Genomic DNA, 20,913 nt, shown 5'->3' on the forward strand with positions numbered 1-20,913 from the left:
ACTTCGTTCATAATTGACACCCGCCCCTTCCCGATCTTAACGTTTCGTTAGGATTTTAAGGGACGGGTCCATGATGAATGCCCTCAAGGCACGGCACTTTGCCGTGGCTGTTGTTGCTATGCTTGCTCCGGCGACTGCCGCCATTCCGGCTCCGCGCTCGATGGCCCACATGACGACGGGTCAGATCACCTCGCAGCCGATCGGCCACTACGAATTTTGTCAGACGCATGTGGACGAGTGCAATCAGCGCTTCGCCTCCACCCCGGCGCCGAAGGTGACGGAATTCGGCTGGTCCGCCATCCGCGACATCAACATCTCGGTCAATCACCGCTACGAAGCCAAGACGGACATGGAAGTCTATGGCCGCGAAGAGGTCTGGGCCTATCCGGTCACCGCGGGCGACTGCGAAGACTATGCGCTGGAAAAGCGCAAGGAACTGGCGGAAAAGGGCTTCTCGCTCGCCGACCTGCTGATTACCGTGGTGCGCAAGCCGGACGGCGAAGGCCATGCCGTGCTGACGGTGCGCACCTCCGATGGCGATTACATCCTCGACAATCTGACAGACGACGTGAAGATGTGGACCGATACGTCCTACACCTTCCTGAAGCGCCAGGCCTCGTTCAACACCGGCCGCTGGGTGACGATCGAAGACGGTCGCGAGATCGTCGTCGGCGCTCTGCGCTGACCACGCTCCGGATCGCCGGATCGAGCACTGAAATCAACAAACTCTAAGGCCGGCGCGAACCGGCCTTATTCGTTCCTGGATATGGCGCTGCAGGCCTGATCATCCGTTGCCGATGAGAATGCCCGCCGCCAGCACCAGCGAGCCACCGAACACGACCTGGAAGACCGCCCGCAGGAAGGGTGTTTCCATATACTTGTTCTGAATGAAGGCGATCGCCCACAATTCGAAGAACACGACGATGGCTGCGACAATGGTCGCCGTCCAGAAATGCGGGATGAGATAAGGCAGGGCATGGCCAAGGCCGCCAAGCGCCGTCATGATGCCGGAGGCAAGACCACGCTTGAGCGGCGAACCGCGGCCCGACAGCTTGCCGTCATCATGGGCGGCTTCCGTAAAGCCCATCGAAATGCCGGCACCGACGGAGGCCGACAGGCCGATGAGGAAGGTCTGCCAGGTATCCTGCGTGGCAAAGGCCGCGGCGAAGATGGGGGCGAGCGTCGAGACGGATCCGTCCATCAGGCCGGCCAGGCCCGGCTGCACATAGGTGAGGATGAACTGCCGGCGCTCCGTCTGGTCCTCCTCCTCCCGCACCTCATCCGGCGTATGTTTTTCGCCCAGCCGATGGGCGATTTCCCCGTGTCCCTGTTCGGCCAGCGCCAGGTCGCCCAGCAATTGCCGTGTGCCGGCATCGGTGACGCGCTTGCCTGCTTCGGTATAGAAGCGGAAGGCCTGGGCCTCCATCAGTTCCGCCTGGGCGCGGATGGTCTCCAGCGACAGATTGCTCATCAGCCAGTCCGGCCGCCGCTGGTAGAAGCCACGCACATGTTCGCGGCGGATCAGCGGGATATCTTCGCCGAAACGCTGGCGGAACTGCGAGATCAGCATGTTACGGTGCGCCTGCTCCACCTCCGCCATATCCCGGAAGACCTTGGCGCTGTCGGGTGCCCGATCGGACAGGGAGGCAGCATAGGACTGGTAGATGCGGGCATCCTCCTCTTCCGAGGAAATGGCAAGCGCCAGAATTTCCGGCTCGCTCAGGCTTTCAAAGGCACGGCGGCCGCCGCGAAACAGATCCAACATGGGAAAATCCTTTTTAGAATTATTCTAATTCTATTCCACCGTTTCGAGATTTCAAGAGGCTCTTTCACGGCCGCGGCTGACGCAAGGACAGATCAAAAACCGAGCAGGGCACGCAATTTTCCGTCCTTTTGCCTTGCAGGGCAGGCAACAAAGTGGTTTAGCACCGCCGAGCGTGAGCGTTTGCTCACACTCCGTCCTTCCATCGGCCGTCATTTCAAAGGCATCGCGTATCATGAACCGCAGATCATTCTTCCGCCAGGCCGGCGCTGCCGGCGTTGGCGCGGCTGCAGCCACCGCTCTCGCCGCACCGGCACTCGCTCAGGAAAACCCCGAAATCACTTGGCGCCTGACCTCGTCCTTCCCGAAGAGCCTGGACGTGCTGTTCGACAGCGCTACCGAAATTGCCAAGAGCGTGTCCGAGGCGACCGGCGGCAAGTTCCAGATCCAGACCTATGCGGCCGGCGAAATCGTTCCCCCGCTGCAGGCCGCCGATGCGGTGGCTGCCGGAACGGTCGAGATGGCGCATACCTGCGCCTATTATTACGTCGGCAAGGACCCGGCTTTCGCGCTCGGCACCGCCATTCCCTTCGGCCTCAATGCACGGCTTGCCAATTCCTGGTTCTCCGTCGGCGGCGGCAACGAGCTGATCAACGAATTCCTCGCCGGCTATAACCTCTATGCGCTTCCCGCCGGCAATACCGGCGCCCAGATGGGCGGCTGGTTCCGCAAGGAAATCAAGACCGTCGATGACCTGAAGGGCCTGAAGATGCGCATTGCGGGCCTCGCCGGCCAGGTGATGACCAAGGTGGGCGTGACCCCGCAGCAGATCGCCGGCGGCGATGTCTATGCCGCGCTCGAAAAGGGCACGATCGACGCCACCGAATTCGTCGGTCCGTATGACGACCACAAGCTCGGCTTCTACAAGGTGGCCAAGTACTACTACTACCCGGCCTGGTGGGAAGGCGGCCCGACGGTGCATGCCTTCTTCAACCTGGAGAAGTTCAACGCGCTGCCGAAAACCTACCAGCGTGTGCTCACCGATGCCTGCGCCCGCGTGAATGCGCTGATGCTGGAAAAATACGACGCGCTGAATGCCAAGGCGCTGCGCGAACTGGTGGCGGAGGGCGCGATCCTGCGTCCGTTCAGCCAGGACATTCTGGACGTTTGCTACAAGGCGGCCCAGGAAACCTATGCGGAGATCTCGGCCAAGAACGCCGCCTTCAAGAAGATCTACGACAGCCAGCAGGCGTTCAAGAAGGACGGTTACCTGTGGATGCAGATTGCAGACTACAGCTTCGACACCTTCATGATGATCCAGCAGCGCAACGGCACGCTCTGAGCCCTGCACAAGCACCGCATGTCCGTGCGGCGTAACTTTTTCGATCTCCTGCGGATCCTGCAGGAGATCGATCCTCTCCTCCTGATCACCCCGCATGCGATGAACGGGACAACAAAACGACTGACCTTCATGGTGATCGGCCCCGCCTCGTTCCTCAAGGAACGGACACGGGGGGTCTGGTCGGATGCCGCCGTCGATCTCGTGGGGCCGGTCGCGGCTGCCGATCTGTCGACGATGGTGTTGGACGGAGATCTGGACGGCGCCATCATCGACGTGCGCTACGACCCTGACATCCTGCTCTCGATCCTCGATATCCTGCAGGCGCAAAAGACACCGGCACTGTTCGCAAGCCCGATGTCGCTGACCGCGCATCTGACCGGCGGATTCGTGCTTTCGCGCAGGGCAGAGGACATGGCGGCTATCGTGCGGCAACTTCTGGGTGATCGGAATGCCACCCTGCACTAGCATTTCAGGTTGCACTCTGCGCCGATGCGCCTATGCTGGGGGATGACACATCACCATTCGACCGGCAATCCGATCCGCGGATTTTACCCCTACATCTTCTTCTCCGAAGATATGGAGCGGATGGAACTGGCTCTCCGTTCGGCCCTGTTTGCCTGTCGTCGCCACCAAACCGACATCGATGTGGAGCAGGCGGCACGGCTGGTGCTGAGGCTTTACCGCATGGGCCTGACCGAACCGGAAAAGCTGGCGATCCTGACCACCCGGATGTTGGCCCACAGACGCACAGCCCCATAGAAAACGAGGGCCGCTTGCGCAGCCCTCGAAAAGATTAAAGACGGGAATCACCACCGGTGTTTTGCCGCGCCTTGGCGCCGACCCGATCATTGCCGTTCATCGTCTTGCCGTCCGGCTCCTGGCCGTAATAGGTGCCGCCCAGATGGCCGCCGGCGCTGGTGTTCTTGACCTGCGCCTTGGCGCGGGCCTGCTGTTCCTTGACGTTGGTCTTGCTCATGATTTGCCTCCGTTATTGGCGGGGGTTGACGTTGACCAACCGCTGAGGCGCGTGAAGGTTCCGAACCATCGCGGGGCCCGGATCGTGATCCGGGACGTCCTTGATCGTGTTCCAGGTCGAGAAAACGGCTTGTGGACGTCAGTCTCGCCTCGTCTCCAACCGACGAGGTTTCCTCATGAACAGACGTCTTCTTCTGACTGCGCTCGCCACCATCACCCTCCTTCCCTGGACGGCTTCGGCCGAACCATCCGTCGGCGCAACCACGATCTCCATCCCCTCCCCTCACCGCGGCAAGCCACTCTCCGTCGATGTGTGGTACCCGTCGGATGCGAAGGCGCCGGACACGCTGATCGGCGACAACCGCATCTTTACCGGCGCTGCAGCCAAAGCCGATGCGGCCATCGATCCCGGCCGCCACCCGCTGATCCTGCTCTCGCACGGTTCCGGCTCGCGGGCCCAGGGCATGGCCTGGATTGCGGCGCGCCTGGCGGCGAAGGGTTTTATCGTGGCCGGGCCGGATCATCCCGGCACGACCAGCGGCGATTCCACCCCGATTGCCACGCCGCGCATCTGGGAGCGGACGCAGGACCTTTCCGACATCATCACCTGGATGACCGGTGACGCCCGCTGGACGGGGTCGGTCGATGCCGCGAAGATCGGCGTCATCGGCTTTTCGCTCGGCGGCAGCACGGCGCTGGAACTGATCGGCGGACGCGCGGATCTTAACGCCTATGCCGATTATTGCGACCGCTACACAATGATGATGGATTGCCAGTGGTTTGCCGGCGGCATCGGCTTCGTCGATGGCAAGCGGGTTGCCTCGCCCGTCGTAAGACTGCGGGCGTTCGACAAGGCGCATTTCGAGCAGTCGAATCTCGATCCGCGCGTGACATCCGGGGTCATCGTCGATCCGGGTCTTGCCACGTCCTTCAAGGCCGACAGCCTCAGGCAGATCAAGGTTGCGACGACGATCATCAACCTCGGCAGCCCGGGCACCGTACCCGTCGCCGTCTATGCCCAGAAGCTGTCCGCCGAGATCCCCGGCGCCCAGTACCACCAGATCCCCGGCTCCAACCACTTCAGCTTCCTGCCGGTCTGCAAGCCGGATGCGCAGGATGTGCTGAGCGAATCCGGCGACCCCGATCCGATCTGCGACGGCAAGGGCCTGCGCGACCGCGCCGAGGTGCACAAGGATGCGGAGACGCTGATTGTCGAGGCCTTCCAGAACACGCTGAAATAGATCAGCCGATCCGTTTGTAGAAGAAGGTCGAATCGCAGAAGCCGCCCTGCGGCCACAGCGCATAATCGGGAATGACGCCCACCTTTTCCCAACCGAAGCGGGGGTAGATCGCCTCCGCTTCGCTGCCGGTTGCCGTATCCAGCACCAGAAGCGAGCGGCCTCGACGCGCCGCTTCGGTTTCCACCGCCGCCATCAGCTTGCGCGACAGGCCAAGGCCGCGGGCAGAGCGGTGGACGAGAAGTTTCATCAGGTCGCCCCGGTGCGGCTGATTGGGTTTTTGCGCGAGTCCCACCTGCACCGTGCCGACGACGCGCCCCTCGTGTTCCGCCACCGCCAGGATGATCTGCCCGGCGGCGACGCTCGCAAACACATCCCGCCAGTAGCCGACCGCATCCTGGGGCGCAAACGGCAGCATGAAGCCGAGGGAGGCGCCGCCGTTGACGCAGTCCGACAGGACTTCGCTGAGATCGGACAACAGCGGGAGCGCCTCTTCGGCGGAGACGATACGGATCATGGACATGGCAGACTGCATCCTTGGCTTTAATCAGCGCCCGCGGTCGAGAATGACGGCGTAGCGGACGGGTTTGTCGGTCGGATTGTGAAACTGGAAGGCGTCGCCGATATCCATGAACAGGCAGTCGCCGGCTTCCAGCCGATGGGTCTCGCCGGGCAGGACCATCTCCAGCACGCCCTCGAACACCCAGATATGCTGGGTCATGGAGCGGCTTTCCTCGCGCGGTGGAAAACTGACGCGGGCGCCCGGCGGAAAATCCACCTCGACGATATCCACCCGCGAGGACACGCCGGGCGGAGAGATCGACCGACGCAGATAGCCGGTGACGGGATCCCGCCACAGCCGCTGGTCCTTACGGCGGATGAGCGGTGAGCGGCTCGGATCGTCCGGCGCGAAGAATTCCGACAGGGAGAGGCCGAGCGCTTCACAGAGCCGCGCCAGAAGGGCCGCCGTCGGGCTCGCCTCGCCGCGTTCGATGCGCGAGATCATCGCCCGGCTGACGCCCGATGCGCCTGAGAGTTGATCCAGCGTGAAGGCCTGCCGCGCCCTCAGCGCCTTCAGCCGATCGCCCAGCGCGCCTTCGAATTGTTGATCCGTCTGTTCCATGGCGTGATCATGGATTTCTACTATAGTGGAGTCAATAGGCTCTATAATGGATTTTTCTCGCCGCGCCCGGAGCAGATCACGGCGCGCCTGCGACAGTCCGGCGCAAGCCAAGGCGATAAGCTTTCGGCAACATCACGAATCTCGCCGCTGGCGCTGGTCTCGTCGCTGTTTTGTCTTTGCGGAGGCGTCATGCACGGCCAGCCTGAACGGGGAACATCCCCCTTGTCGATCGCCAGCATCGTGGCCTCGATGACAACCGCTGCGGTCGGAAGCGGCCTGATGTTTGCCTACAGTCCTTACATGCTGTCGCTATCGCCCGATGCGGCCTGGGCGCCGGGGGCAGCGGTCACCGCCGTCGCCTTCGGTGGGCTGGTGGGCTGCGTGGTGACGGGACCGCTGATCCAGCGGGTGGGGCATGCGCGGCTGTTTGCCTGCTCGATGGCAATCGTGATCATCGCGGCCGCGCTGATCGCCTCGAACCTCTCGGTCACCCTGTGGATTCTCGCCCGTGGCCTCTATGGCGCTGCCGCCAATTGCAATTTCATCATCGCCCAGAGCTGGCTGAACCATGCCGCCTCCAACACCTGGCGCGGACGGGCGATGTCCTTCTTCTACATGGCCTATGTGCTGGGGCTTGGCTGCGGCGCCTGGCTGTTCGGGCAGATCCCGACCTCCGGCAACCTGACACCGCTGCTGACGATCTTCTTCACGGCGCTTGCCATCCTGCCGATCGGCTTGACGCGCCTGCCGAACCCGCCGGCACCGGCGCGGGTGAACGTGGATATCGGCATGGCCTGGCGGATCTCGCCGGTCGGCCTTATCGGCGTGCTGGCGTCGGGCGGGCTTTCCATGGTGGTGCAGGGTTTCGTGCCGATCTATGCGACCACCAACGGCGTCAGCCAGAGGGAGGTCGGCCTCCTGATGTTCGTGATGCAGACCGGGCTGCTGTTCGTGCAGTATCCGCTCGGCATTCTCTCCGACCGGATGGACCGGCGGCGTGTGCTGCTGATCACCTGCGCCATCATCCTTCTTGCCGGCACCGCGGCGCTCTTTGCATCCTTCACCCAGATGCTGCTGTTCATGCTGATCTTCCTAGTCTTCGGCGGCGCCATCGAGACGATCTATTCCATCGCCAACGCCCATTCGAACGACCGTGCCGATCCGGGCGACTATGTTCCGCTCTCCAGCACGCTGCTGGTCGCCTGGTCGGCGGCCGCAACCGTGGTGCCGCTGGCGGTCACCGCGCTGATGCCGGTGTTCGGCGAAAAGACCTTCATCGGGGCCGCCCTCATGGTGGCGGCGGCCTATCTGGTCTTCACGCTCTGGCGATTGAACGAGCGCGATCCCGTGCCTTCGGATGCGCGCGAGACCTTCGAGCTGCGCAGTGCCCAGCTGCCGAACGCCGCGGTGCTGACCGATCCCGTTGCGCTGTTGGCCGAAGCCGATAGCCAGCGGGACGATCTCGGCCCTCAGCCCTGAACCTGGGCAATCCAGTCGTTGAGGCTGTAGTAATTGGTGACGCGCGAGACCTTGCCATCCTGCAGGGCGAAAAAGGCGCCGGCCGGCAACCGATAGGTCTGGCCCTTCGCTTCCGGCAGGCCTTCATCCGTGGCGAGATAGGTGCCGTTGACGATGAATTCCGCCGCAGCACGCGTGCCATCCTCGCTTGCCATGATGACGATATCGGTCAGGGTTTCCTTGTAGCAGCGGTTCATGTGCGCCATGAAGGCGGCAAAGGCCGGCTTGCCCACCTGCCGCTCACCCTGGTTGATGTCGTGCACGACGTCGTCGGTCAGCAGTGCCAGGAAGGCCTGCATGTCCTGAGCGTTGAACGCATCATAATAGGCACGGATGGTAGCGGTGGCGGTCATGCGGCATTCCTCAAGCTAAGGCAGGTGATCGGAGACTTGAACGGCGGAGACTTGGATGGCGGAGACTTGGATGGCGGAACGGCGAAGGGTATAACCTGCCCGAAACGGACTGAACATACTCTATGGCACTCACCATCACATCCTATTCCGGCCGCGACGCGACAGCCTTCTTTGACGACCTGGCGCGGCTGCGCATCACCGTTTTCCGGGATTTCCCTTATCTCTACCATGGCGACAGTGACTACGAGCGCCAGTACATGGAGATCTATGCCCGCTCCGAAGGCTCGATCTTCGTTATCGCCGTGGACGACGGGTTGGTGGTCGGCGCGTCGACAGGCACGCCCATGGCGAGCGAGACGGACGAGGTGAAAGGGCCATTCCTTACGGCGGGATATGACCCGGACACGATCTTCTATTTCGGTGAAAGCGTGCTGTTGCCGGCCTATCGCGGCCGGGGCATCGGCATTGCCTTTTTCGAACAGCGGGAAGCGCAGGCGCGAAAGCTCGGCCTTTCCACCTGCACCTTCTGCGCCGTGGAGCGCCCCGCCGACCACCCACGACGCCCGGCCGATTACGTGCCACTCGATGCCTTCTGGGGAAAACTCGGCTACACGCATCACCCGGAGCTTCGCACGCATTTTTCCTGGCGCGACTTGGATGAGGCGGAAGAGAGCCCGAAACCCCTGTCCTTCTGGTTGAAGACACTGCCATGACCATCACGCTTGCCGCCTGCCAGTATCGAATCGAGCTGATCGAAAGTTTCGAAGCCTATGAGGCGCACCTGACGGCGCTGGTGGAAGAGGCCGTGGCGCAAGGGGCCGAGCTTCTGCTTCTGCCGGAATATGCGGGCCTGGTGCTGACCGGACAGCTCGATTCCGCGACACGATCCGACCTGCATGGCTCGATTGCCGGCATCCAGTCGCTCATTCCGCGCTGGATGAACCTGTGCGAGCGGCTGGCCCGCGAGCATCGGATTGTCCTGCAGCCGGGATCGATGCCGGTGCTGGACCCGGACGGCGCCTTTCGCAACCGCGCGCCGCTCTTTGGCCCCGACGGGCTTCTCGGCCATCAGGACAAGCAGATCATGACGCGCTTCGAGCGCGAACAATGGCAGATCGCCGCCGGGCGGGACGGACTGAAGGCCTTCGAGACGCCGCTGGGGCGCATCGGCATCCTCATCTGTTACGACACCGAGTTTCCGATGCTGGGACGCAGGCTGGCCGAGCTTGGCGTGGAGCTGGTGCTAACGCCCTCCTGTACCGATACGCTGGCCGGAAGCTACCGCGTGCGGATCGGCGCGCAGGCGCGGGCACTGGAGAACCAGTATGCGGTGCTATCTGCGCCGACCGCCGGCACGGCTGCCTGGTCTCCGGCGTTCGATGAAAACCGCGGCCGTGCGGCGCTTTACGTACCCTCCGATTACGGCATGCCGCCTTCCGGCATCGTGGCGGAAAGCGAAGAGGACACGGTCGAAGAGACCCGCTGGCTGATCACCCGCATCGACCTTGCCGACGTTGCACGGCTTCGAACCGAGGGGCAGGTGGCGACCCGGCGGGACTGGCTGGAGCAATTTGATCGCTGAAGCCTGGTTTTCTCAGGCTTTGCCGCAATTTCCCGCTAGGCGTTGGTAGAGCTCGCTGCTATATGCGCCGACCATGAGCACCGATCGCACGCCCCTCGACCATATCCGCAATTTTTCCATCGTCGCGCATATCGACCATGGCAAATCGACCCTGGCAGACCGCCTCATCCAAAAGACCGGCGGACTGGCCGAGCGCGAGATGAGCGAGCAGGTGCTGGACTCGATGGATATCGAGCGCGAGCGCGGCATCACCATCAAGGCCCAGACGGTTCGCCTGCACTACAAGGCGAACAATGGCGAAACCTATGTGCTGAACCTTATCGACACGCCCGGCCACGTGGACTTCGCCTATGAAGTCTCCCGCTCGCTGTCGGCCTGCGAGGGCTCGCTGCTGGTGGTGGATGCCTCCCAGGGTGTCGAAGCCCAGACGCTCGCCAATGTCTACCAGGCGATCGACAACAACCACGAGCTCGTCACCGTTCTGAACAAGATCGATCTTCCGGCGGCCGAGCCCGACCGCATCAAGGAACAGATCGAGGAAGTCATCGGCATCGATGCGTCCGACGCCGTGCTAATTTCGGCGAAGACCGGCCTTGGCATTCCCGATGTTCTGGAAGCGATCGTCAACAAGCTGCCGCCGCCGAAGAGCGAAGGCGGCGAAAAGGCGCCGCTGAAGGCGCTGCTGGTCGACAGCTGGTACGACACCTATCTCGGCGTCATGGTTCTCGTGCGGATCATCGACGGCGTGCTGACCAAGGGCCAGCAGATCCGCATGATGGGCACCGGCGCCAAATACGGCGTGGAGCGCGTCGGCGTGCTGACCCCGAAGATGGTCAATGTCGACAGCCTCGGCCCCGGCGAGATCGGCTTCATCACGGCGTCCATCAAGGAAGTGGCCGATACCCGCGTCGGCGACACGATTACAGACGACAAGCGCCCGACGGAAAAGGCCCTGCCGGGCTTCAAGCCGGCCCAGCCGGTGGTGTTCTGCGGTCTCTTCCCGGTCGATGCCGCGGATTTCGAAGACCTGCGCGCCGCCATGGGCAAGCTTCGCCTGAACGACGCCTCTTTCTCTTTCGAAATGGAAAGCTCGGCAGCGCTTGGTTTCGGTTTCCGCTGCGGCTTCCTTGGCCTGCTCCATCTCGAAATCATCCAGGAACGCCTGGAGCGCGAATTCAACCTCGATCTCGTCGCCACCGCGCCCTCCGTCGTCTACCAGATGACGCTGACCGACGGCACGGAGAAGGAACTGCACAACCCGGCCGACATGCCGGACGTGGTGAAGATCGACGCCATCCGCGAACCGTGGATCAAGGCAACCATCCTGACGCCGGACGAATATCTCGGCGGCATCCTGAAACTCTGCCAAGACCGGCGCGGCATCCAGACGGAGCTGACCTATGTCGGCACCCGCGCGATGCTGACCTATGAACTGCCGCTCAACGAAGTGGTGTTCGATTTCTACGACCGCCTGAAATCGATCTCGAAGGGCTATGCCTCCTTCGACTACAACATCATGGACTACCGCGAAGGCGACTTGGTGAAGATGTCGATCCTCGTCAACGGCGATCCGGTGGATGCGCTTTCCATGCTGGTGCACCGCTCCGCCGCCGACCGGCGCGGACGCGGCATGTGCGAGAAGCTCAAGGAACTCATTCCGCCGCACATGTTCCAGATCCCGATCCAGGCCGCAATCGGCGGCAAGGTGATTGCGCGTGAAACCGTGCGCGCGCTGCGCAAGGACGTGACCGCCAAGTGCTACGGCGGCGACGCCACCCGCAAGCGCAAGCTGCTGGAAAAGCAGAAGGAAGGCAAGAAGCGCATGCGCCAGTTCGGCAAGGTGGAAATCCCGCAGGAAGCCTTCATTGCCGCGCTGAAGATGAACGACGAGTGAGGCTTTTCAGCGTCGCATTTCTGCGCCATACTCCCTGCCTGTAACCTGGACGGGATGTTCTCCAATGGTGCAATCGGCGCGTAAAAAAGGTGAAGTCGCGATCGACAGCCGCCTGTTGGCGGAAGCCCGCGACCTGAAGCTCGACATTTCGAGCGCAGCGGAGGACGGGCTGCAGCGGGCCATCCGCGCCGAAAAGGAACGGCTGTGGCGCATCGAGAACGCCGATGCGATCGCCGCGGAGAATGCTTACATCGAAAAGCACGGGCTGCCGCTCGCCAAATATCGGATGTTCTGATGGCGCGGTTTTCGGTCTACCGATCTCAGGAGCAGGATATCCTGTTGCTCGATCTGCAGACCGACATTCTCAATGCGTTGAAGACGCGAGTCGTGGTGCCGCTCTACAAGATCGAGTCCATGTCCTGGTCCATCGGACGGATGAACCCCCGCTTCGACATCAACGGTCAGCGTTATGTGATGGCGACCCAACGGATGGGGGCAATCAGCACGAGCGAGATTGGTGCGCTCGTTGCAGACCTTTCGCCACGCGCTGACGACATCACCGCCGCGACGGATTTTCTTTTCCAAGGTTTTTGACGGCAAAAGGCCCCGCGGCGAAAACCGCAGGGCCTGGTGTTCTGATCTTCGGCTGGTCCGCTTAGCGGGCCGGCGTCACGCCTTCAAACGCCGGAGCCTGTTCCAGCTGGTCGCGGGTGACGTTCAGCACGATGCGCTCCGGCAGGCCGTCTTCGCCGATCTGGGCGTCGTTGTCCATGTTGGCGCGGTTTGCGGCCATATCCTGGTTATTGGCGCCCGGCTGTGCCATGCCCGGCGTGGTGGCTGCGGTATTGCCCGCTGCGCCCATGCCCGTGCCGCCGGCCGTGGTGTTGGCGCCCGGAACAGGGTTGGAGGTGTTGGCGCCGGTGGTCGATGCCGTGGTTTCGCCCGACACGGCCGGAGACGTGGCCGCTGCGGCGTTTGCCTCATCCTGCGTCATGCCCGGGCCGAGCTGCAGAGCGCTCATCTGCACCGCGACATCCTTTTCGCCGATGCCGAGGAAGCCACCGACGCCGATGATCACGGCGTTGACGCTGCCATCCTGGCTGACGAGGACATCATTGATGTCACCGATGTTTTCACCCTCTGCGCCATAGACGGTCTTGCCTTCCAGATCGCTCACGCGCCATGCACCCTGATTGGGAACCTGGACGAACGGGCCGCCGGCCTGCGTCATACGCGGGCTGTCAGCCATGCCGCCGCGGGCATTGTTCTGATTGGTCATGGCGCCATCCTGCGCTGCCGGCGGCGTGCCGGGCGCTGCAGGAGTCGTCGTGCTCGTCTGGGCCAGTGCGGCGAACGGCAGAACGGTGGAAAAGGCGAGAGCGGCGATCAGTTTCTTTGTCATGGGTATTCCTCCTTGTTCGTTGGAACTGAGGACTGAACCCTTGCCCGCGCGGATTGTTCCGAAAAATCGGTCCCGGCGGCTCTCGGCAACCGGGACGATCCTGTCGTTTTCGGTCAGGAGGATGCGATCGTCTGATCCTCGACGGTCGCTTCGGGCGCGTTTTTCTTGATCGACTCGATCGCCTTCAGCGCCGACGCCTTCGCCTTATAGCCTTCCGAGCCGAACATCTGTTCGCCATTGGACGCCCGGAACCGGAACCGGAACTCGCCGGCCTTGTCCTTGTAGACTTCGAATTTGTACATGCCTTCCCCCTTCTATGCTTCACCATCAGCTTAATTAGCCGGTTTTGCCGAGGCAAGGGAGAAATAGAGATGGCTTGCGGAAAAGTATCTCGGGAAAAAAGACCGGCCAGATGCCTTGGACAGCATCCAGCCGGTCAGGAGGAGACCGTTATCCGCTCAGACCGTGCCGCCGAGCGAGCCTTCGAGTTCCGCAAGATCCGCGCCACCGGCCATCAGATCCTGCAGTTCTTCCGTGGAGATGTCGCCGCGCTTTGCGGTTCCGAGCGTCTTGCCGCGGTTCAGGACCGTAAACCGGTCGCCGACCGCCATGGCATGGCGCACATTATGGGTGATGAACACCACGCCGACGCCGGATTTGCGCACGCGGTCGATCGTCGCCAGCACCTGCGAGGTCTGGCGCACGCCGAGCGCCGAGGTCGGCTCGTCGAGGATCAGCACCTTGGCGCCGAAATGCACCGCACGGCTGATCGCCACCGTCTGGCGCTCGCCGCCCGACAGCGTGCCGACCGCCTGCGACGGCTCGCGCAACTGGATGCCCATGCTGCGCATGGCGTCCATCGCGACCCGATCGGCCGTTTCGAAATCGAAGAAGCTGAACGGACCGAACTTCTTCTTCGGCTCGCGACCCATCCAGAAATTGCGGGTGACCGACATCAGCGGGATCATCGCCAGATCCTGGTAGACGGTGGCAATGCCATAGGCCATGGCTTCGCGGGGGCTTTCGAACAGCACCGGTTTGCCATCCACGAAGATCTCGCCCTTGGTCGGCTTGTAGACGCCGGACATGGTCTTGATGAAGGTGGATTTTCCGGCGCCGTTGTCGCCCAGCAGGCAATGGCATTCGCCCGGCATGATGGAGACGGTGACGCCGGCGAGCGCGATGACGGAGCCGAAATGGCGTTCGATGCCGCGCAGTTCGATCAGAGGGGTCTCGGACATCTCAGCGTTCTCCCGTGATCAGGCGGCGGATATAGGTGTTGAGCACGACGGCGAGCAGCAGGATAACGCCGAGGAAGACACGAAAGAGCGAGCTTTCGACGCCGGCGAAGAACAGGCCCTGCTGCACCACGCCGAAGATCAGCGCGCCGAGAGCGGCGCCGATGACCGAGCCATAGCCGCCGGTCAGGAGCGCGCCGCCGATGACGACGGAGATGATTGCCTCGAACTCCTTCAGAAGCCCGCGGTCCGCGGCGGCCGAGCCGAACTCCATCACTTGGCAGGTGGCAAACACGGTGGCTGTGAAGGCGGTGAAGACGAACATCAGGATTTTGACCCGCGCCACCGGCACGCCGACATAGCGCGCGGCCTGCGCATCGCCGCCGGCGGCAAAAATCCAGTTGCCGAACTGGGTGCGGGTGAGCAGGATATGGCCGAAGATCACGAGGCCGATCGCCCAGACCATCAGCATCGGCACGCCATCGATGACCGGCTGGCCGGCGCGGGTTCCGGCGGTGAACTTGGCGACCACGCCGATATCCGCCAGCCAGGTAAACAGGCCTCCGAGGATCTTGCCGCCGAAGACCGGCGCCAGCCAGTCACCCGCCGCGGCCTCCTTCACGCCGCCGATGATCGTCTTGCGGGTGGTGCTGATCGCGATAAAGATGGTGAGCCCGCGCAGGATATAGAGCGAGGCGAGCGTGACGATGAAGGATGGCAGGCCGGTCTTGATGACCAGATAACCATTGGCGGCGCCGATCAGAAGCGACAGCACGAAGGCCGCAATGATGGCGGCCCAGACGGGCCAGCCAAGCGAGACGCTCAACAGCGCGATGACAATGCCGGAAAAGCCGATCATCGAGCCGATCGACAGGTCGAACTCGCCGGCGATCATCAGCAAGCAGGCGCCGACGGCCAAAATCATGAACTGTGCCGAGACCGTCGACCAGTTCATGATGCCTTCCGGCCCGAACATGCCCGTGTCGCGCGCCACGAGAAAGAAATAGACGAAGACGAGAATCGTGCCGGTGATTGCGCCAAGTTCGGGCCGGATCATCATCTTGCGCAGGCGCGAAATGTCCTTGACGCGCTCATCACGCGCAACCGCCGGGCCTGCTTGAGCGGGCTTGGGCGTCGGGCTTGCGTCACCCATGGTCTTCTCTCCCTGGATTTCAGAATGCACGGCTCCAGCCCCGCTTTCGGCGGACGGGCGAGCACGCATTTTCAAGTGTCTTCAAGCACCGCAAGACCGGTGCGGGATCAACCGGCGGCAGATCTGCCGCCGGTCTCATCCGAGCATGTCAGCGATATTCGCCGGCAAGCTTTTCCACCTGGGCAATATTGTCCTTGGTGATGTAGCCGGGTCCCGAATTGATCGAGTTCGGCGGGATGACGCCGTAGCGGGCATAGTTGGTCAGAAGCACGACCGGCAGATAACCCTGCAGGTAAGGCTGCTGGTCGATGGCGAAGTTGATGATGCCGTCCTTGATCGCCTTCGAGATGTCACCGGAGAGATCGAAGGTGGCGAAGAACATCTTGCCGGCGGTGCCGTTTTCCTTCAGCGCGGCAATTGTCGGTTCAGCCGAGTTGGGGCCGAGCGTGATGATGCCGTTGGTATCCGGGTTGCTGCGCAGGTAAGCGAGCACCTTGTTCTTCACTTCCGACGGGTCCATCCCGGAATCGATCATCTGGTTGCCGAGCTTGACGCCGAGCGCATCGGCAAAACCCTGGCAACGTTCCACCGAAGCGGGGTTGGTGATGTAGTGGTTGACGCAGACGAACTTGGTGACGCCTGCCGCCTTCGCCTTTTCACCGGCGCCCTTGCCGGCATCATATTCCGGTTGGCCGATGTGCAGCAGGGCGCCCAGGTCCTTCGACTGCTTGATCGTGCCGGAATTGACGGTGATGACCGGAATTCCCTTGGCGACGGCATCCTTGATCGGGCCGCTCAGCACATCGACATCGGCAATCGTGGTGATGATGCCGTTCGGGCTCGATGCCGACGCCTGCTCGATGATGCGCGCCATGTCGGCCAGGTCGCCGCTCGGCGGGTTACGATATTCGGTGGTCACGCCCATCTGCTTGCTGGCGACGTTCAGCGCGTTCTTGATCGTGTTCCACCAGGAATCGGAATCGGGCGCGTGCGAGACGAACACAAAACGTTCGTTATCGGCATGCGCAATCGTTGCCGGACCACCAAGGGCGGCCGCCACCAGGCCAAAGGCCAAAAGCAATTTCTTCATTGTTTTCCTCCTCAAGGGGTCTCCTCACCCCGTTTTGCAAAGCGCCCTCCGCCGGCGGCAGGTCGGGCAGACGGCGCTTGTCTCTCTCCCAGCAAGCGCGCCTTCTCTTTACATTCGGAATTTTTGTTCCATTTACTGCTTTAGTCAATAGATTTATTCTTTGTATGCAGCGCACTCACGCGCCCTTCGCGGCGCAAAACAGGCGTGACGGGCGGGGGCTGGCGCATCGCCGTGCGTTAGCATTTCGGCGAATGCAAATCATTTCATGGGTTTCGCGACGATGCTGGCGCGGGCAGCCGAACCGGGGCGGACGGAGCCGGGTCCTTAAAAATTTTCCGTGACCGCGCGCGGTCCCTCCCCCTGACCTTGCGGATTTGAAATCGTCCCGCACCTTCCGCTACAAACGAAATGAGAGCTGACACGAAAGGGCATCCGAGGATGACGAAGCCGAGAATCACCATCGCCTACTGCACCCAGTGCAACTGGCTTCTGCGGTCCGCCTGGATGCTGCAGGAACTACTGCAAACCTTTGGCGACAGCGTTGGCGAAGTGGCGCTGATCCCCGGAATCGGCGGGATTTTCGAAATTCGCGTCGATGAGACGCTCATCTGGGAAAGGGTCCGGGACGGCGGTTTTCCAGGCCCAAAGGACCTCAAACAGAGGGTGCGCGATTGCATCGATCCGGAGCGGGATCTGGGGCACCTGGATCGAACTTCCAAACAAAAACAAGAGGGATAGCGGAACGACAGCCGCGGCCAGCAGTCACTTGCCCCGGCATTGACGGCAGTTTTTCCACAAAATGCAGGACTGACACAGAAAGTTCAAAAAGGTCGTTGACAGCCGCAGCCGGGACCAGTACATCGCTCCTCGTCGCCCAGATGGCGGAATTGGTAGACGCGCCAGCTTCAGGTGCTGGTACTCGCAAGGGTGTGGAGGTTCGAGTCCTCTTCTGGGCACCAAATTCCAAACAAAAAGCTCGCTTCGGCGGGCTTTTTTGTTGCCTGAAATTTAGGGGAAATCGAACTGCCTCCCCCGCCCGGCCTCAGCGCTTCGGCAGGTCGTAGGGGTTCAGCCCTGGCACCCAGGGGCGGTTCGGCAGTTCGGTGCCGGAATAGACCACGCCGTTCTTTTCACAGCGATAGACGCGCACCGGGAAATCCGGAAAGGGTTCACCGCGGTGCCAGCGGCGGTTTTCAATCGCGACCGTGCAATCACCCGGATCGTTCTCATCGGAGGAGCGCACCATGCTGTCATGCGGCACGACGCCCGGCAGGTCCTTGTAGACGGGCGCGGGATTATTCCAGTTGAGCTTTGGTGACGGTTCGGCCGCAGAGGCCGGCAGAGCCGCCGCTCCAAGCACGAGCAGCGCCAGACTGGCGCACTTCAACCGGGTGAGCATGGGAGACGTCCTGTTCTTCATGGTTCCAATGTAGGCGCTCCGCCGGGCCTTCGCCAGCGGAGCCACAAACATCTGCGTGAAGAGACGAATCAGAGAAAGCGGCGATAACCGGTCGGCTGACCGTAAAGCCAGCCGATCCGCTCGATGGCCGCGTCCAGCGGCTCGCGGGCGACGGTCATCGTATGGCCATTGGCATGCAGGATGGTGTCGGGGTCTTCCAGGATCGCCACATGACCCTTCCAGAAGGCAAGGTCCCCCCGTTTCAGCTCCTGCCGTTCAAGCGGCTGGCCGAAATTCGCCTGCATGTCGGAATCGCGCGGCACGCTGTGACCCGCCAGCATCGCGGCCAGCTGGACCAGACCGGAGCAATCGATACCGAAGCCGGAGCGGCCGCCCCAGAGATACGGCGTTTCCAGATAGAGGCCGGCGAGCGTGACGTAATCCTCTGCGGGTGCCGTGCCGAGTGGCAGGCAATGGCGGGCAATCACCGCGCCGCCGCCTTGCAGCAGGAAATAACGTGTGCCGCGCGTTTCCGCCTCACCGATGACGCGGATGCGGCTGCCCATGGAGAGTGCAGAGAGCGGCACCTTGCGCAGTTCCGCTTCCGGATAAACGAAGGTGCGCGGCACCGTGATCCAGTGGCTGGGTGTCACGGGCTGATCGAGATGCTCCTCCGGCACATAGCCGACATAACCGTCAATCTCCGCCTGAACCCAGGCCCAGCCGTCCTGCCGGTCGAAGACACGCACGGGTTCGCCGAAGAGAAGTTGTGTGTCGATGCCGCTGGACAGATCCGGCTTTGGCCGCAGATCCGCGACGGGCATCACGACTGAGGCCGGCGCACCATCTGCGAAACGGTCCGCGGTCACCTGGCCCTGCAGGCGCCGGTCGGCAAGATCGGGGCGGTAGGCATTCAGGCGGCGGTCGAGAGGGCTGGACATGGCTTTTCCTTCAGGCGCTTTCCTCAGGGTCCGGTGCGGCGCGCTTCCGACCGGATCAGATCGCCCAGTTTTTCGAGATAGAGCGCACCGGCGAGCGTGCGCTTGATGATGACGTTGCGGCGGTCCTTTTCGTCCCGCTCGCGATCGACAAGATGGAGGGCGCCCATGGTATCGAGCGCCCGGGTAATCACGGGTTTGGTGACACCGAGCGTGGCCGCCAGACCCCGCACCGTATGCGGCGGCGGCACCAGGTAGATCTGCAGCAGGATCGACAGCTGGCGCAGGCTAAGGTCGTGCCCATCATGGCGCACCTGCTCCAGCACAACCCGATGCCAGAGGCTGAGCGCCTCCGTGGCGGTCAAATCAGCAGGCATCACCACTCCAGACCACTCTGCCAGCTTTCATTGTCCGTCGATCCCACATGCTTCGCAAGCCTCAGCCGCCCTTGGCGATGACGGAAAACAGGGCGCGGATCGCCTGGGCTTCGCCACCGATCGGCGTCTGCGGCTTTCCGTTCGGCGACCAGGCGAAAATGTCGAAATGCGCCCAGCTTTTGGCACCGCCGGCAAAGCGCTTCAGGAAGAGCGCCGCGGTGATGGAGCCTGCCATGCCGCCGGAGGGGGCGTTGGTGATATCCGCCGCCCGCGAGCGAATATCCTTCTCGTAGCCCTTGAACAGCGGCATGCGCCAGAGCGCATCGTCTTCCTCATTGCTTGCGGCCATCAGCGCGCTTGCCAGTGCCTCGTCATCGGTGAAGAAGGGCGGCAGATCCGGGCCGAGCGCCACGCGGGCGGCCCCGGTCAGCGTCGCCATGTCGATCATCAGGTCCGGCGCCTCTTCGCCGGCATAGGCCAGCGCATCGGCGAGGATCAGCCGGCCCTCGGCGTCGGTATTGTCGATCTGCACGCTGATGCCCTTGCGGCTGCGGTAGATATCGCCGGGACGGAAGGCATTGGCGGAAATGGAGTTCTCCACCGCCGGCACCAGCACGCGCAGATCCACGTCGAGCCCGGCATCCATGATCATCAGGGCAAGCGCCAGCACATTGGCGGCACCGCCCATATCCTTCTTCATCAACAGCATGGAGGCGGCCGGCTTGATGTCGAGACCACCGGTATCGAAGCACACACCCTTGCCGACGAGCGTAACCTTGCGGGCGCCCTTGCGGCCGAACCGCATGTCGAGCAGCCGCGGCGCTTCGGCGCTGGCGCGACCAACCGTGTGGATCAGCGGAAAATTCTGGGCCAGCAGATCCTCGCCGACAATGCTGGAAGACATAGCGCCATAGTGGGTGGCGAGCGCGTGGAACACCTGTTCCAGGCGCTCCGGCCCCATGTCATTGGTCGGCGTATTGACGAGATCGCGCGCGAGGAAGACCGCTGCCGAGGTGCGTTCCAATTCGGCCGGATCGACACCCTCCGGCACGGCGAGAAATGTCTCCGGCGTCTTTGCCGTCTTGTAGGTGTCGAAACTGTAGGTACCGAAGGCAAAACCAAGCGCCAGTTGCTTGGCAGAGAGCGCCGCGCCTTCGATCCGCCAGACGCCGGCCGGCAGGGCGCGCGGCAGCTTGCCGGTGATGAAGGGCTGGTCGGCCGGTTCGCTGCCAAGGCCGAAGAGTGCACCTGCCACCGCACCATCCGAACCCGGCAGCAGCAGAAGACTGCCGGCATCCGCCTTGAAGCCCGCGGACTTCGCCCAGGCCACGGCCTCCGGCGAGGGCTTCCCCGCCTCGAGTTCGGCCGGGGTCACCGCGTGCACGGTGCGGGTGGCCTCCGCGGCTTGACGGAAGGGAGACGGTCTTTCGATGAACTGGAAGGGAGCCATGGGACGCTTTCTGGGAATGCTTTCGGGTTGCGGCTTAACGAACTGTTAGGGTTAACAGATTATTGCTGGAGGCAGGAGA

26 protein-coding genes and 1 tRNA gene are annotated in these 20,913 nt (G+C 62.7%); 13 read left to right on the top strand and 14 right to left on the bottom strand.

Annotation, left to right across the window (positions count from 1 at the left end):
- Positions 1 to 70: 70 nt before the first annotated feature.
- On the top strand, positions 71 to 685 hold the full coding sequence (locus G6N78_RS04485; protein WP_165216079.1) for a transglutaminase-like cysteine peptidase: 615 nt from the start codon (positions 71 to 73) through the stop codon (positions 683 to 685).
- Positions 686 to 784: 99 nt separating this feature from the next.
- On the opposite strand, the gene mbfA is transcribed toward G6N78_RS04485, so the two are convergent.
- Positions 785 to 1,765, bottom strand: coding sequence for an iron exporter MbfA (gene mbfA, locus G6N78_RS04490; protein WP_165216081.1), 981 nt, complete (start codon positions 1,763 to 1,765; stop codon positions 785 to 787).
- 232 nt (positions 1,766 to 1,997) lie between these two features.
- On the opposite strand from mbfA, the gene G6N78_RS04495 reads away from it, so the two are divergent.
- The 3 genes from G6N78_RS04495 to G6N78_RS04505 are packed head-to-tail and all read left to right on the top strand — an operon-like array spanning position 1,998 to position 3,863.
- Positions 1,998 to 3,104 carry a TRAP transporter substrate-binding protein gene (locus G6N78_RS04495; RefSeq protein WP_165216082.1) on the top strand — a complete coding sequence of 369 codons (1,107 nt, stop codon included), beginning with the start codon at positions 1,998 to 2,000 and terminating at the stop codon, positions 3,102 to 3,104.
- 18 nt (positions 3,105 to 3,122) lie between these two features.
- Positions 3,123 to 3,569: a hypothetical protein gene (locus tag G6N78_RS04500; RefSeq protein ID WP_165216084.1), complete on the top strand. Its 447-nt coding sequence runs from the start codon at positions 3,123 to 3,125 to the stop codon at positions 3,567 to 3,569.
- A gap of 42 nt (positions 3,570 to 3,611) precedes the next feature.
- Complete coding sequence (locus tag G6N78_RS04505; protein ID WP_165216085.1) at positions 3,612 to 3,863, top strand: hypothetical protein; 252 nt, start codon at positions 3,612 to 3,614, stop codon at positions 3,861 to 3,863.
- Positions 3,864 to 3,897: 34 nt separating this feature from the next.
- On the opposite strand, the gene G6N78_RS04510 is transcribed toward G6N78_RS04505, so the two are convergent.
- A complete protein-coding gene (locus G6N78_RS04510; RefSeq protein ID WP_165216087.1) occupies positions 3,898 to 4,080 on the bottom strand; it encodes a hypothetical protein in 183 nt (60 codons plus the stop codon).
- A gap of 175 nt (positions 4,081 to 4,255) precedes the next feature.
- Between G6N78_RS04510 and G6N78_RS04515 the strand changes: the two genes are divergently transcribed.
- Complete coding sequence (locus G6N78_RS04515; protein ID WP_165216088.1) at positions 4,256 to 5,320, top strand: alpha/beta hydrolase family protein; 1,065 nt, start codon at positions 4,256 to 4,258, stop codon at positions 5,318 to 5,320.
- 1 nt (position 5,321) lies between these two features.
- Here G6N78_RS04515 and G6N78_RS04520 read toward each other — a convergent pair whose 3' ends face one another.
- Both G6N78_RS04520 and G6N78_RS04525 read right to left on the bottom strand, forming a co-directional pair.
- A complete protein-coding gene (locus tag G6N78_RS04520) occupies positions 5,322 to 5,840 on the bottom strand; it encodes a GNAT family N-acetyltransferase (RefSeq protein ID WP_165216090.1) in 519 nt (172 codons plus the stop codon).
- Positions 5,841 to 5,864: 24 nt separating this feature from the next.
- Positions 5,865 to 6,440: a helix-turn-helix domain-containing protein gene (locus tag G6N78_RS04525; protein WP_165216091.1), complete on the bottom strand. Its 576-nt coding sequence runs from the start codon at positions 6,438 to 6,440 to the stop codon at positions 5,865 to 5,867.
- Between the two features lie 189 nt (positions 6,441 to 6,629).
- Here G6N78_RS04525 and G6N78_RS04530 point away from each other — a divergent pair, with 189 nt between their 5' ends.
- Complete coding sequence (locus tag G6N78_RS04530; protein ID WP_165216093.1) at positions 6,630 to 7,919, top strand: MFS transporter; 1,290 nt, start codon at positions 6,630 to 6,632, stop codon at positions 7,917 to 7,919.
- Here the strand turns inward: G6N78_RS04530 and G6N78_RS04535 are convergent.
- The gene (locus G6N78_RS04535; RefSeq protein ID WP_165216094.1) at positions 7,910 to 8,311 is read right to left on the bottom strand and encodes a ketosteroid isomerase-related protein; all 402 of its coding nucleotides are present in this window, start codon (positions 8,309 to 8,311) and stop codon (positions 7,910 to 7,912) included. The genes G6N78_RS04530 and G6N78_RS04535 overlap by 10 nt on opposite strands.
- 122 nt (positions 8,312 to 8,433) lie before the next feature.
- Between G6N78_RS04535 and G6N78_RS04540 the strand changes: the two genes are divergently transcribed.
- The 5 genes from G6N78_RS04540 (at position 8,434) to G6N78_RS04560 (ending at position 12,381) form a co-directional block, all read left to right on the top strand.
- On the top strand, positions 8,434 to 9,024 hold the full coding sequence (locus tag G6N78_RS04540; protein WP_165216095.1) for a GNAT family N-acetyltransferase: 591 nt from the start codon (positions 8,434 to 8,436) through the stop codon (positions 9,022 to 9,024).
- A complete protein-coding gene (locus G6N78_RS04545; RefSeq protein WP_165216096.1) occupies positions 9,021 to 9,893 on the top strand; it encodes a carbon-nitrogen hydrolase family protein in 873 nt (290 codons plus the stop codon). Before G6N78_RS04540 ends, G6N78_RS04545 begins: the two co-directional genes overlap by 4 nt.
- 73 nt (positions 9,894 to 9,966) lie before the next feature.
- Positions 9,967 to 11,787 (top strand): translation elongation factor 4, encoded by a 1,821-nt coding sequence (lepA, locus tag G6N78_RS04550; protein ID WP_165216097.1) that lies wholly within the window; start codon positions 9,967 to 9,969, stop codon positions 11,785 to 11,787.
- A gap of 64 nt (positions 11,788 to 11,851) precedes the next feature.
- Positions 11,852 to 12,082, top strand: a complete 231-nt coding sequence (locus tag G6N78_RS04555; RefSeq protein WP_165216098.1) for a type II toxin-antitoxin system CcdA family antitoxin — start codon at positions 11,852 to 11,854, stop codon at positions 12,080 to 12,082.
- On the top strand, positions 12,082 to 12,381 hold the full coding sequence (locus tag G6N78_RS04560; RefSeq protein WP_165216099.1) for a CcdB family protein: 300 nt from the start codon (positions 12,082 to 12,084) through the stop codon (positions 12,379 to 12,381). The genes G6N78_RS04555 and G6N78_RS04560 overlap by 1 nt, the downstream gene beginning before the upstream one ends.
- 61 nt (positions 12,382 to 12,442) lie before the next feature.
- Here G6N78_RS04560 and G6N78_RS25690 read toward each other — a convergent pair whose 3' ends face one another.
- The 5 genes from G6N78_RS25690 to G6N78_RS04585 all read right to left on the bottom strand — a co-directional run bounded on the left by G6N78_RS25690 (position 12,443) and on the right by G6N78_RS04585 (position 16,670).
- Complete coding sequence (locus tag G6N78_RS25690; protein WP_206531603.1) at positions 12,443 to 13,189, bottom strand: PRC-barrel domain-containing protein; 747 nt, start codon at positions 13,187 to 13,189, stop codon at positions 12,443 to 12,445.
- A 113-nt stretch (positions 13,190 to 13,302) separates the two neighbouring features.
- Positions 13,303 to 13,491: a YegP family protein gene (locus G6N78_RS04570; RefSeq protein WP_165216100.1), complete on the bottom strand. Its 189-nt coding sequence runs from the start codon at positions 13,489 to 13,491 to the stop codon at positions 13,303 to 13,305.
- Between the two features lie 156 nt (positions 13,492 to 13,647).
- Positions 13,648 to 14,430, bottom strand: coding sequence for an ATP-binding cassette domain-containing protein (locus G6N78_RS04575; protein ID WP_165216101.1), 783 nt, complete (start codon positions 14,428 to 14,430; stop codon positions 13,648 to 13,650).
- A 1-nt stretch (position 14,431) separates the two neighbouring features.
- Positions 14,432 to 15,580 (bottom strand): ABC transporter permease, encoded by a 1,149-nt coding sequence (locus tag G6N78_RS04580; RefSeq protein WP_165216102.1) that lies wholly within the window; start codon positions 15,578 to 15,580, stop codon positions 14,432 to 14,434.
- Between the two features lie 148 nt (positions 15,581 to 15,728).
- Positions 15,729 to 16,670, bottom strand: coding sequence for a sugar ABC transporter substrate-binding protein (locus G6N78_RS04585; protein WP_165216103.1), 942 nt, complete (start codon positions 16,668 to 16,670; stop codon positions 15,729 to 15,731).
- 438 nt (positions 16,671 to 17,108) lie between these two features.
- Between G6N78_RS04585 and G6N78_RS04590 the strand changes: the two genes are divergently transcribed.
- Entirely contained in the window at positions 17,109 to 17,408 is a 300-nt protein-coding gene (locus tag G6N78_RS04590; protein ID WP_165216104.1) for an Rdx family protein, read from the top strand.
- 134 nt (positions 17,409 to 17,542) lie between these two features.
- Positions 17,543 to 17,629: transfer RNA gene (locus G6N78_RS04595), tRNA-Leu, on the top strand.
- Positions 17,630 to 17,712: 83 nt separating this feature from the next.
- On the opposite strand, the gene G6N78_RS04600 is transcribed toward G6N78_RS04595, so the two are convergent.
- From G6N78_RS04600 to G6N78_RS04615, 4 genes are all read right to left on the bottom strand, one after another.
- Positions 17,713 to 18,069 carry a hypothetical protein gene (locus G6N78_RS04600; protein WP_165214233.1) on the bottom strand — a complete coding sequence of 119 codons (357 nt, stop codon included), beginning with the start codon at positions 18,067 to 18,069 and terminating at the stop codon, positions 17,713 to 17,715.
- Between the two features lie 89 nt (positions 18,070 to 18,158).
- A complete protein-coding gene (locus G6N78_RS04605) occupies positions 18,159 to 19,010 on the bottom strand; it encodes a C40 family peptidase (protein WP_165216106.1) in 852 nt (283 codons plus the stop codon).
- Between the two features lie 23 nt (positions 19,011 to 19,033).
- Positions 19,034 to 19,384: a MarR family winged helix-turn-helix transcriptional regulator gene (locus G6N78_RS04610; protein WP_165216107.1), complete on the bottom strand. Its 351-nt coding sequence runs from the start codon at positions 19,382 to 19,384 to the stop codon at positions 19,034 to 19,036.
- A gap of 61 nt (positions 19,385 to 19,445) precedes the next feature.
- Positions 19,446 to 20,834, bottom strand: coding sequence for a leucyl aminopeptidase family protein (locus tag G6N78_RS04615; protein WP_165216109.1), 1,389 nt, complete (start codon positions 20,832 to 20,834; stop codon positions 19,446 to 19,448).
- Positions 20,835 to 20,913: the final 79 nt, after the last annotated feature.

The organism is Allorhizobium pseudoryzae, from assembly GCF_011046245.1.
Classification (GTDB): domain Bacteria; phylum Pseudomonadota; class Alphaproteobacteria; order Rhizobiales; family Rhizobiaceae; genus Neorhizobium; species Neorhizobium pseudoryzae.

What these genes read in the sequence shown, in the direction of transcription:
- G6N78_RS04485 (WP_165216079.1), top strand. Translation starts at nt 71, where the DNA reads ATGATGAATGCCCTCAAGGCACGGCACTTTGCCGTGGCTGTTGTTGCT.
- mbfA (WP_165216081.1), bottom strand. Translation starts at nt 1,765, where the DNA reads ATGTTGGATCTGTTTCGCGGCGGCCGCCGTGCCTTTGAAAGCCTGAGC.
- G6N78_RS04495 (WP_165216082.1), top strand. Translation starts at nt 1,998, where the DNA reads ATGAACCGCAGATCATTCTTCCGCCAGGCCGGCGCTGCCGGCGTTGGC.
- G6N78_RS04500 (WP_165216084.1), top strand. Translation starts at nt 3,123, where the DNA reads ATGTCCGTGCGGCGTAACTTTTTCGATCTCCTGCGGATCCTGCAGGAG.
- G6N78_RS04505 (WP_165216085.1), top strand. Translation starts at nt 3,612, where the DNA reads ATGACACATCACCATTCGACCGGCAATCCGATCCGCGGATTTTACCCC.
- G6N78_RS04510 (WP_165216087.1), bottom strand. Translation starts at nt 4,080, where the DNA reads ATGAGCAAGACCAACGTCAAGGAACAGCAGGCCCGCGCCAAGGCGCAG.
- G6N78_RS04515 (WP_165216088.1), top strand. Translation starts at nt 4,256, where the DNA reads ATGAACAGACGTCTTCTTCTGACTGCGCTCGCCACCATCACCCTCCTT.
- G6N78_RS04520 (WP_165216090.1), bottom strand. Translation starts at nt 5,840, where the DNA reads ATGTCCATGATCCGTATCGTCTCCGCCGAAGAGGCGCTCCCGCTGTTG.
- G6N78_RS04525 (WP_165216091.1), bottom strand. Translation starts at nt 6,440, where the DNA reads ATGGAACAGACGGATCAACAATTCGAAGGCGCGCTGGGCGATCGGCTG.
- G6N78_RS04530 (WP_165216093.1), top strand. Translation starts at nt 6,630, where the DNA reads ATGCACGGCCAGCCTGAACGGGGAACATCCCCCTTGTCGATCGCCAGC.
- G6N78_RS04535 (WP_165216094.1), bottom strand. Translation starts at nt 8,311, where the DNA reads ATGACCGCCACCGCTACCATCCGTGCCTATTATGATGCGTTCAACGCT.
- G6N78_RS04540 (WP_165216095.1), top strand. Translation starts at nt 8,434, where the DNA reads ATGGCACTCACCATCACATCCTATTCCGGCCGCGACGCGACAGCCTTC.
- G6N78_RS04545 (WP_165216096.1), top strand. Translation starts at nt 9,021, where the DNA reads ATGACCATCACGCTTGCCGCCTGCCAGTATCGAATCGAGCTGATCGAA.
- lepA (WP_165216097.1), top strand. Translation starts at nt 9,967, where the DNA reads ATGAGCACCGATCGCACGCCCCTCGACCATATCCGCAATTTTTCCATC.
- G6N78_RS04555 (WP_165216098.1), top strand. Translation starts at nt 11,852, where the DNA reads ATGGTGCAATCGGCGCGTAAAAAAGGTGAAGTCGCGATCGACAGCCGC.
- G6N78_RS04560 (WP_165216099.1), top strand. Translation starts at nt 12,082, where the DNA reads ATGGCGCGGTTTTCGGTCTACCGATCTCAGGAGCAGGATATCCTGTTG.
- G6N78_RS25690 (WP_206531603.1), bottom strand. Translation starts at nt 13,189, where the DNA reads ATGACAAAGAAACTGATCGCCGCTCTCGCCTTTTCCACCGTTCTGCCG.
- G6N78_RS04570 (WP_165216100.1), bottom strand. Translation starts at nt 13,491, where the DNA reads ATGTACAAATTCGAAGTCTACAAGGACAAGGCCGGCGAGTTCCGGTTC.
- G6N78_RS04575 (WP_165216101.1), bottom strand. Translation starts at nt 14,430, where the DNA reads ATGTCCGAGACCCCTCTGATCGAACTGCGCGGCATCGAACGCCATTTC.
- G6N78_RS04580 (WP_165216102.1), bottom strand. Translation starts at nt 15,580, where the DNA reads ATGGGTGACGCAAGCCCGACGCCCAAGCCCGCTCAAGCAGGCCCGGCG.
- G6N78_RS04585 (WP_165216103.1), bottom strand. Translation starts at nt 16,670, where the DNA reads ATGAAGAAATTGCTTTTGGCCTTTGGCCTGGTGGCGGCCGCCCTTGGT.
- G6N78_RS04590 (WP_165216104.1), top strand. Translation starts at nt 17,109, where the DNA reads ATGACGAAGCCGAGAATCACCATCGCCTACTGCACCCAGTGCAACTGG.
- G6N78_RS04600 (WP_165214233.1), bottom strand. Translation starts at nt 18,069, where the DNA reads ATGCTCACCCGGTTGAAGTGCGCCAGTCTGGCGCTGCTCGTGCTTGGA.
- G6N78_RS04605 (WP_165216106.1), bottom strand. Translation starts at nt 19,010, where the DNA reads ATGTCCAGCCCTCTCGACCGCCGCCTGAATGCCTACCGCCCCGATCTT.
- G6N78_RS04610 (WP_165216107.1), bottom strand. Translation starts at nt 19,384, where the DNA reads ATGCCTGCTGATTTGACCGCCACGGAGGCGCTCAGCCTCTGGCATCGG.
- G6N78_RS04615 (WP_165216109.1), bottom strand. Translation starts at nt 20,834, where the DNA reads ATGGCTCCCTTCCAGTTCATCGAAAGACCGTCTCCCTTCCGTCAAGCC.